This window comes from Frateuria defendens, from assembly GCF_001182895.1.
Lineage (GTDB): Bacteria > Pseudomonadota > Gammaproteobacteria > Xanthomonadales > Rhodanobacteraceae > Frateuria_B > Frateuria_B defendens.
In genome coordinates this window covers 1-8,565 of record NZ_LFQR01000197.1, presented here as the reverse complement: position 1 = coordinate 8,565, position 8,565 = coordinate 1, and the positions used below count along the sequence as shown (strand labels likewise).

At 68.1% G+C, this 8,565-nt stretch carries 6 protein-coding genes and 1 pseudogene; 1 reads left to right on the top strand and 6 read right to left on the bottom strand.

What is annotated here, in order from left to right; all coding sequences use genetic code 11:
• From ACH65_RS17865 to sucC, 6 genes and pseudogenes are all read right to left on the bottom strand, one after another.
• Positions 1 to 231: pseudogene (locus tag ACH65_RS17865) on the bottom strand (hypothetical protein); the annotation flags it as partial.
• A 199-nt stretch (positions 232 to 430) separates the two neighbouring features.
• On the bottom strand, positions 431 to 1,141 hold the full coding sequence (locus ACH65_RS17860; RefSeq protein ID WP_237561564.1) for a hypothetical protein: 711 nt from the start codon (positions 1,139 to 1,141) through the stop codon (positions 431 to 433).
• A 187-nt stretch (positions 1,142 to 1,328) separates the two neighbouring features.
• Positions 1,329 to 2,513, bottom strand: coding sequence for a lactonase family protein (locus tag ACH65_RS17855; protein WP_053096316.1), 1,185 nt, complete (start codon positions 2,511 to 2,513; stop codon positions 1,329 to 1,331).
• A gap of 79 nt (positions 2,514 to 2,592) precedes the next feature.
• On the bottom strand, positions 2,593 to 4,227 hold the full coding sequence (locus ACH65_RS17850; protein ID WP_049623989.1) for an NAD+ synthase: 1,635 nt from the start codon (positions 4,225 to 4,227) through the stop codon (positions 2,593 to 2,595).
• 200 nt (positions 4,228 to 4,427) lie between these two features.
• The gene (gene sucD / locus ACH65_RS17845) at positions 4,428 to 5,300 is read right to left on the bottom strand and encodes a succinate--CoA ligase subunit alpha (protein WP_049623988.1); all 873 of its coding nucleotides are present in this window, start codon (positions 5,298 to 5,300) and stop codon (positions 4,428 to 4,430) included.
• A 14-nt stretch (positions 5,301 to 5,314) separates the two neighbouring features.
• Entirely contained in the window at positions 5,315 to 6,475 is a 1,161-nt protein-coding gene (gene sucC, locus ACH65_RS17840) for an ADP-forming succinate--CoA ligase subunit beta (RefSeq protein WP_049623987.1), read from the bottom strand.
• 305 nt (positions 6,476 to 6,780) lie between these two features.
• Between sucC and ACH65_RS17835 the strand changes: the two genes are divergently transcribed.
• A complete protein-coding gene (locus ACH65_RS17835) occupies positions 6,781 to 8,373 on the top strand; it encodes a sensor histidine kinase (protein ID WP_153242665.1) in 1,593 nt (530 codons plus the stop codon).
• Positions 8,374 to 8,565: the final 192 nt, after the last annotated feature.

The window sequence follows — 8,565 nt, the reverse complement described above, 5'->3', positions numbered from 1 at the left end:
TGGGAAATTGCGCACGCCGATATACGATGGGCTCCAGTTTTCATGGAAATGGTTCGGAGGCGATCCGGATGGCTTGTCCTCGAACTCGCGGGTGAACTGGTAGTTGTCGTACACGATGCTGCACTTGAGCGTGTTGAAGCAGGAGGCATCGAAGTTGTGCTGGGCAAACCGCAACGGCACCTCGAAGGTCTGCGGCGGTGGCGGGAGGTGGTCCTGGGAGGTGGCGGGCATGGTGTGTGCGAGTCCTATCATCGAAAAAAGCAGGCATGTAATAGAAAAGATGGCGAATACTTCTACTTTCACAGGCTTAATATTTAGATGCATTGGAACCTCCCAGGCAGTTACGCATCTTTAGTGCGGCCTTTTGTTGATGGGGCTGCTGCTGGGTCAGCCGATCTTCCCGGTAGGATCCGTGCTGCTCTTTTCATCGTCAGTAGGTCTGCGTCCAGGCCAAAAACAAATCGTCCCGAAAATTGCTGTTTTTGTTGCCGGGAATTTGCTCCGATCGTGTCGGAATGAAGGTCTTCGTGTAGACGCTCGCCGTCCTGTCATTGACCTCGAGCAAGATGCCTGCCTCGCCTGCTACAGGGCCTTCAAAGAAGTCCGCCATATCTGACTTGGGCACCTTGTGCCAGATCAGCTGCTCGCGAAAGAGATGGCTGATGTCTACTTGTGCTTCATGGGGCTGACCGTCCAATGAGGTCCATTTCACCTTGGCCGGCGGCGGGAAATTGCGTATCCCCAAATAGGATGCGTCCCAGCGGCTTTTGTAGTTGTCCGTTGCACTGGGCTTGAACGAGGGCGAGTCATTGTCAAGTCGCGTAAAGTCATTGTTGTCGTAGACGACGCTGCACTTGAGTGTGTTGTAGCAATAGGCGCTGAAATTGTGCCGCACAAACCTTAGCGGTACCTCGATAGTCTGCGGTGGCGGTGCGAGATGCTCCTGGGAAAGAGCGGGCATGGCGGGCATGGGGCCTGTCGCAAGGGCGGCCAGCAAGACAAACGGCAGCGCGATGAGGCGCTGGCGCCTGAAGCCTCTGACGTGCGTTCGAAGATGCATCGCGCTTTCCTCTGGAACGGTCGCGGCGCGAGGCATAGCGCGCCTGGCCACCGACCTTAAAAGAAAGCGGTTCCGTTGCATGTAGGGGTTTTCCCACACCAACCACGTCGCAGCAGGCTGGTGCCCATTGCGTGATGGATTTGGCATCCATGTCCGGCAGGGGAAGGGTGAGCCCATCGGCCCCCTCCCCCTGCCGGGCTCAGCACGCCTGGCAGCGCGGCTCCAGCGGAGCACCTCGACGGCTCATGCCTGCGAGGCGCCCCTCACGTCAGGGCTGCTCGCGCAGGAACACCAGGGCCGAGGGCGTGCCCAGGTCGGTGGTGTCCACCGTCTTGCCGAGCTTGCCGGTCTGCGGGTCGCGGCGGATCACCACGATCTGGTCGCTGAACTGGTTGGCGATCAGCACGTAGCGGTTGTCCGGGTCGAAGGCGAACTCGCGCGGCTCCTTGCCCTCCACGCTGCGGCGCTGCACCAGGCTGAGCTTGCCGCTGGCCGGATCCACCGCGTACACCACCAGCTGGTTGTCGCTGCCGCGGTTGGTGGCGTAGAGGAAGCGGCCGTCCGGCGACAGGTGGATCGCACCGGCGCCGTTCTTGCCGCTGAAGCCGGGCTCGGCCAGGTCCAGGATCTGCTGCACCGTGAGCTTGCCCTGGTCGTAGTCGAGCACCGCCACCTTGCCGACCATCTCCAGCGTCAGGTAGGCGTGCTTGCCGTCGGCGCTGAACACCATATGGCGCGGGCCCGAGCCCGGCGGCAGCTGGGTGAACGGCACCTGGGCCTCGGTCAGCGGGCGCTCGGCGTTGGCCACCGGGTCGTAGCGGTAGGCATAGACCTTGTCGGCGCCGAGGTCGCAGGCGAACACGTACTTGCCGTCGGGCGAGATCGTCACCGAATGCACGTGGGCGCCCAGCTGGCGCTCCGGGTTCACCTTGCTGCCCTCGTGGCTGAACACCTGCACGATCGGCTGCAGGTGGCCGTCGGCCTCGATCGGCACCACCGCCAGCATGCCGCCCGGCACCGACTTCACCGCGTAGTTGGAGACGAACAGGTAGCGCTCGTCGGGGCTCATGGTGACGTGGGTGGGCTCGTCGCCCAGCGTGTTGATGCGGTTGATGAGGGTGAGCGCGCCGCCACCCGCGTCCACGTTGTAGCTGGCGACCCGGCCGACGATGTCCTTGCCGCCGGGGCCGTTCTCGCTCACCGCGTACACCCGCGTCTGCGCGGGGTTGAGCACCAGCCAGGACGGGTTGGCCGTGGCCACCGCCAGCTTCTTGCCGGACAGCTTGCCGTTGGCCTCGTCGAAGGTGTAGCGGTAGATGCCTTCGCTGGTGGTGCCGGTGTAGGTGCCGACCAGCAGGTCGTGGGTCTGTCCCTTGGCGGCGAAGGCGGGGCCGGCGAGGCCCATGCCCAGCGCGAGCGCCAGGCTCAGCGATTTGAGGGAATGCTTGTTCATGGCGTGTCTGAGCTCCTGGAGGTTGGCCACCTGCACCGGGCCTTCCGGCCCCGCACGGCGGCGGATGAATGTAGTGCGTTCAGCGCCAGCCCGATGTGATCGGGTAGCGCCGCTCGCGGCCGAACGCGCGCGTGGTCACGCGCGGCCCCGGCGCCGACTGGCGCCGCTTGAATTCGTTGGCCAGCACCAGCCGCGCCACCCGGCGCACGGTGTCGGCCGGGAAGCCCTGCGCGGCGATCTCCGCCTGCGACTGCTCGCCCTCGATGAAGCGGGCGAGGATGGCGTCCAGCTCGTCGTAGGCGGGCAGCGAGTCCTGGTCGGTCTGGTCCTCGCGCAGCTCGGCGGAGGGCGGGCGCTCGATCACTGCCGGCGGAATCACCCAGCCCGCGTCGGCGCCGGCGTTCCCCGCCCCGTTGCGCCACCGCGCCAGGCGGTACACCACCGTCTTGTACACGTCCTTGAGCGGCGCATAGGCGCCGCACATGTCGCCGTACAGCGTGGCGTAGCCCACCGCCATCTCGCTCTTGTTGCCGGTGGCGAGCAGCAGGCGGCCGTGCTTGTTGGAGAGCGCCATCAGCATCGCGCCGCGGGTGCGCGACTGCAGGTTCTCCTCGGCCAGGTCCGGCGCCTTGCCGGCGAAGGCCGGCGCCAGCGCGGCGAGGAAGCTCTGGAAGGTCGGCTCGATGTCGATCACGTGGTACTCCACGCCCAACCTCTCGGCCTGCCCGCGCGCGCCCTCCAGCGACAGCGCGGAGGTGTAGCGCGTGGGCATCATCACCGCGGTGACGCGGTCGGCGCCCAGCGCGTCCACCGCCAGCGCCAGCACCAGGGCCGAATCGATGCCACCGGAGAGGCCGAGCAGCACGCCGGGGAAGCCGTTCTTGTCGATGTAGTCGCGGATGCCGCGCACCAGCGCGGCGTACAGCGTGGCCTCGGGCGGCACCGCCGGCACGGCGGGCCACCCGTCGGCGGCGAGCGTGCGCGTGGCCGGGTCGAAATCGGCCCACAGCAGCGCGTCGACGAAGGCCGGCGCGCGCGCGGCCACCGTGCCGTCGCCGTTCACCAGCAGCGAGGCGCCGTCGTAGACCACTTCGTCCTGGCCGCCGATCAGGTTGAGGTAGACGATGGCGCAACCGGTCTCCTGCGCGCGCGCGGTCAGCACCGCCTCGCGCACGGCCTGCTTGGCGTCGTCCCAGGGCGAGGCGTTGATCACCACCAGCAGCTCGGCGCCGGCCGCCGCGGCCTGCGCGGCGGGCTCGGGCACCCACACGTCCTCGCAGATCAGCAGGCCCACCCGCACGCCCTCGACCACGGCGACGGCGCTGTCGCGGCCCGGCCGGAAATAGCGCTTGTCGTCGAACACGCCGTAGTTGGGCAGCGCCTGCTTGTGCGTGGTCAGCTCGATGCCGCCGCCGCGCAGCAGGCTGGCGGCGTTGTACACCTCGCCCTCGCTGTGCGGATGGCCGACCAGCGCGGCCAGGCCGTCGGTGTCGCGGGCCAGCGCGGCCAGTTCCTGGTTGCAGGCGGCGAGGAAGCTCGGCCGCAGCAGCAGGTCTTCCGGCGGGTAGCCGCTCAGGGTCAGCTCGGGGAACACAGCCAGCGCGGCGCCGCCGGCACGCGCCTGTGCCATCAGCGCGCGCACGCGCGCGGCATTGGCCGCGACCGCGCCGACCGGGAAATCGTATTGGGCGAGCGCGAGGCGCACTACCGTCATGTGGGCTTCTTGCAGCGAAAACGAAAGAAAGAACGATCTAATATCGCAACGGCCCGCGCCAACCCCTGGCGCCGACCGCGTACCGGCTGCCGTTCAGGCTGGCGGCCGCCGTGGTTCGAATCCTGCGCCATCGCCCGCGCTCGACGACACGGGCGATGGACGGGGGGACGCGCCGCCACGCGGCGCGTCCCGGGTACGGCTTACTTCAGCAGGCCCGCGAGCGTCTTGCCCAGGTCCGCCGGCGACTTCACCGTGGTCACGCCGGCCTTCTCCAGCGCCGCGAACTTGGCCGCCGCGGTGCCCTTGCCACCGGAGATGATCGCACCGGCGTGGCCCATGCGCTTGCCCGGAGGGGCCGAGGCGCCGGCGATGAAGGAAACCACCGGCTTGGTCACGTACTCGCCGATGAACTCGGCCGCGTCTTCCTCGGCGCTGCCGCCGATCTCGCCGACCATGATGATGCCGGAGGTACCCGGGTCGTCCTGGAACAGTTTCAGGCAGTCGATGAAGTTCAGGCCGTTGATCGGGTCGCCGCCGATGCCGATGCAGGTGGACTGGCCCAGGCCCTCGTTGGTGGTCTGGAACACGGCCTCGTAGGTGAGCGTACCCGAGCGCGAGACGATGCCCACCTTGCCCGGCTGGTGGATGTGGCCCGGCATGATGCCGATCTTGCACTCGCCCGGGGTGATGATGCCGGGGCAGTTGGGGCCGATCAGCACCACTTCCGGGTGCTGGGCCAGCACGTTCTTCACGCGCAGCATGTCCAGCACCGGGATGCCCTCGGTGATCGCCACGATCACGCGGATGCCGGCGTCGACCGCCTCCAGGATGGAGTCGGCCGCGAACGGCGGCGGCACGAAGATCACCGACGCATCGGCGCCGGTTTCGTCCACCGCCTCCACCACGCTGTTGAAGACCGGCAGGCCGATGTGCTCGGAACCGCCCTTGCCCGGGGTGACGCCGCCCACGACCTGGGTGCCGTAGTCCAGCGCCTGCTGGGCGTGGAAGCTGCCCTGCTGGCCGGTGAAGCCCTGCACGATGACCTTGGTGTCTTTGTTGACCAGAACGCTCATGGGTTCTCAGCTCCTCACTTCACGGCAGCCACGGCCTTCTGCGCCGCGTCGTTGAGATCGTCGGCCGGCGTGATCGCCAGGCCGGAATTGGCCAGCAGTTCGCGGCCCAGCTCCACGTTGGTGCCCTGCAGGCGCACCACCACCGGAATGGTCAGGCCCACTTCCCTCACCGCGGCGATGATGCCCTCGGCGATCAGGTCGCAGCGCACGATGCCGCCGAAGATGTTGACCAGGATGGCCTTCACCTTGTCGGAGGAGAGGATCAGCTTGAACGCCTCGGTGACGCGCTCCTTGGTGGCGCCGCCGCCCACGTCGAGGAAGTTGGCCGGCTCGCCGCCCGCCAGCTTGATCACGTCCATGGTGGCCATGGCCAGGCCCGCGCCGTTGACCATGCAGCCGATGGTGCCGTCCATGGTCACGTAGTTGAGGTTGTGCTGCACGGCGGCCGCCTCGGCGGCGTCCTCCTGGGTGAGGTCGCGCATGGCGGCGAGGTCGGCGTGGCGGAACTCGGCGTTGTCGTCGGAGTTCACCTTGCCGTCGAGCGCGGCCAGGCTGCCGTCCTCCAGGATCGCCAGCGGGTTCAGCTCCACCAGCGAGAGGTCCTTCTCGTTGAACAGCTTGTACAGGCCCAGCATGATCTTGGTCAGCTGGCCGACCTGCTTGGGCGTAAGATCCATCGCGAAGCCGAGCTGGCGGCACTGGTAGGGCTGCAGGCCCTCGACGAAGTCCACCACCACGGTGTGGATGTCCTCCGGCGTCTCGTGCGCCACCTGCTCGATGTCCATGCCGCCATGCTTGGAGGCGATGAAGGAGATCGCCTTGCGGTCGCGGTCCACCAGCACCGAGAGGTACAGTTCCTTGGCGATGTTGGTGGCGTCGGTGACCAGCACCAGGTTCACCGGCAGTGCGCGGCCGGCCGACTGGTAGGTGGCCATCTTGGTGCCGAGCATGCCCTTGGCGGCCTCGCGCACCTCCTCGTAGCTCTTGCAGAACTTCACGCCGCCGGCCTTGCCGCGGCCGCCTGCGTGGATCTGCGCCTTGACCATCCACTGCGCGCCGCCCAGGTGCTTGGCGGCGTCGACGGCGGCGTCGGGGGAGTTGGCGATCTTGCCCGGCGGCACGGCGATGCCGTACTGCGCGAACAATTCTTTGGCCTGGTACTCGTGGAAATTCATTCGATACCTCGAGCGAACGGGGGAACAAGCGCCTGCGCCGACGCGATGGCGGTGCGGACAAGGGGGAGTTCGGCGGCGGGCACGCTGCCGGCATGCAGTGCGCGGCCTGCCGGACCGGGGGAGTGCGGCAAAACATCGCAATACGGCCGCGCATTTTCGCGGAAGCCGCCAGCAATGGAAAGGGGGCCGTGCCGGTCCGGCGCGCCGGCTGACTATACTTCGCGCCAGGTTTCGCCCGTTGCCCTGCGGAGTGCCCAGCCGTGACCACCCCCGCACCGTCGTCCGCGACCAGCCCCTCCTCTGCCATCGCGGGGCTTCCCAGGCTGCTGTTCCTCAACTATTTCCGCATCGCCGAGGCGCTGGCCTACGCGGTCCTCGCCTTCGGCCCGCCCGGCCTGGAATGGACCCGGCAGAGCGAGCCGCTGGCCTACGGCGTGGCGGTACTCTACCTGTTGTGCGCCCTGGGCCTGCTGCTGGCGACGCGACGGCTGATCCGCCACGCCACGCTGGCGGTGTCGGGCATGCTGGTGCTGGACATCGTGGTCGCGGTGCTGGCTTCCACCACCATGCACGACGCGCGCATCGGCATCGCCATGATGCTGGCGGTGACTCTCTCCGCCGGCGCGCTGCTGCTGCCGCTGCGCCTGTCCTGCTTCTTCGCCGCGCTGGCCACGCTGGGCATGCTCGGCCACACCCTGCTGGGGAGCCGGCGCGGCGACACCTCCGCCGAGCTGCTCGAATCGGCGCTGTTCGGGCTGGCCTATTTCGCTGTGGTCACGCTGTGCCACGTGCTCGGCCGCCAGCTGCGCGCCTCCGAGGCGCTGGCCGAACAGCGCAGCATCGACCTGGCCAACCTGGCCCAGGTCAACGAGCTGATCATCCGCCGCATGAAGACCGGCGTGCTGCTGGTGGACGACGCCAACCGCATCCACCAGATCAACGAATCGGCCTGGATGCTGCTCGGCAACCCCTCTGCCGAGCAGCGCGACCTCGGCCGGCTGGCGCCGGAGCTGTCGCGCCGGCTGTACCACTGGATGACCTCCGGCAAGCTGGACGAGACCGCCACCCAGCTCGCCGACGGCGTGCCCGAGGTGGTGCCGCGCTTCACCCGCCTGGCGCCCAACGACGACTCGCTGGTGCTGATCTTCCTCGACGACACCTCGCTGCTCTCGCGCCGCGCGGAGGAACTCACGCTCAGCTCCCTCGGGCGCCTGTCCGCCTCCATCGCGCACGAGATCAGGAACCCGCTGGCGGCGATCCGCTATTCCGCGCAGCTGCTGGCCGAGTCGCACGAGCTCAGCCCCACCGACCAGCGCATGGTGGAGATCATCAACAACCACTGCGGGCGGCTCAACGAGATCATCGAGAACATCCTGCAGCTCTCGCGCCGCGAGCGCTCGCGCCCGGAGACGCTGGACCTCGGCCACTGGGCCAGCGGCTTCGTGGAGGACTACAAGCTGGGCAACGACCTGGGCATCGACTCGCTGCGCGTGATCAGCAGCGGCAACGTGCCGGTGGCCGGCATGGCCGACCCGCAACAGCTGCAGCAGGTGGTGTGGAACCTGGTGCAGAACGCGCTGCGCTATGGCCGCCTGCCCGGCGAGCCGGCGCGGGTGATGGTGGTGGTGCGCCACGGCGAGCACGGCGTGCCGATCCTGGAGGTGATCGACCGCGGCCCCGGCATCGCGCCCAAGGTGGCGGCGCAGATCTTCGAGCCGTTCTACACCACCCACGAGTACGGCACCGGCCTTGGCCTCTACCTGGCCCGGCAGATGAGCGAGGCGAACCAGGCCTCGCTGGAATACGTGCGCGTGGCCGGCGGCGGCAGCTGCTTCCGGCTGACGCTGGCGTCGGCTTATCGGGGGAAGGGGGCGGATGAGGCGGTGGCGCCCGGTTGAGGGGGCTTGCCGCGTCTGCGCTGGGTGGCGGTTGCGGGGCGAGCATGGCGCCCCAACGCTCTTGCTCGTCGTTCCTGCTCTGGGTTCCGGCGTAGGCCGGAACCCAGAGCGGCAACGCCTTGCTCGAAGCATGGCGTTATCCTGGCCGGCCCCATGGGCCGGAGGTTTCGCGCCCCTGCCGGGGAGCGAGTT